At 62.5% G+C, this 1,003-nt stretch carries 1 protein-coding gene; it reads left to right on the plus strand.

The window, feature by feature from the left end:
• Nucleotides 1-12: 12 nt before the first annotated feature.
• Nucleotides 13-1,003 (plus strand): IS4 family transposase (locus AB1781_11465; protein ID MEW5705184.1); only part of this gene is annotated, 991 nt, incomplete at its 3' end.

Raw genomic sequence — 1,003 nt, forward strand, 5'->3', positions numbered from 1 at the left:
GCAAGGGCCCGCGTGGGAGCCGGACCGGTGCGCACGCTCTTTGGGGTCACGGCAGAACGTTGGGGTTTGGAATCGGCGGATCGTTACCGATGGCGCGGCCTGATGGTGTTGGGTGGAGACGGGGTAACGCTGCGGGTGCCCGACAGTTCGGAGAACCGGGCGGAATTCCATCTTCCCGGATCGGCCAGGCGCTCGGCGGGCTATCCTCAGATACGAGGCGTTGGGTTGATGGACCTGCGCAGCCGCAAGCTGGTGGATTTCGACTTTGCCGACTGCAAGACCGGCGAGTTGACGTTGGCGGGGCCCTTGTTGGCGAGAGTCCCCGACCATTCGGTATCTGTGCTGGATCGGCTCTACGTCGACTACAATCTCTTGCACGGGATTCGCTCTCGGGGAGAGCAACGGCACTGGTTGTTGCGGGCGCGCAAGAACCTGAAGTGGAAGGTGATACGACGGCTGGGACGGGGAGACGACTTGGTCGAGGTCGCCATTTCCTACGCGGCCCGGCGCAAGCATCCCGAACTGCCGGAAACCTTTCTGGCCCGCGTTATACGCTACCACCGGAAAGGTTTTCGCCGGCGGACGCTGCTGACGTCGTTGCTGGACGTCGAGCAATACCCGGCTGCGGAAATCGCGGACTTGTACTGCGAGCGCTGGGAACTGGAGCTCGCCTACGACGAGATCAAGACCCATACCCTGGATCGGGAAGAGGCCATTCGCTCGAAGACCCCGGACGCGGTGCGGCAAGAGGTCTGGGGATTGCTGATCGCGTACAATTTGGTGCGCCACGAGATGGAATGCGTCGCGTTGGAACGAGGCGTCGCGCCCCGGCGAATCAGCTTTCTGTACTCCTTGCGGGTCATCCGAGACGTTTTCCATTGGGCGGCGATGGCGGGCCCGGGTTCCCTGCCGAAGATGGTGAAGAGGATGCGCGTCGACGTCGGGAAGCTCATTCTTCCCGAGCGACGAACCGGCCGACGCTATCCTCGTCATGTCAAAATCA

The sequence above is a fragment of the Pseudomonadota bacterium genome (assembly GCA_040752895.1).
In the GTDB taxonomy this organism is placed as follows: domain Bacteria; phylum Pseudomonadota; class Alphaproteobacteria.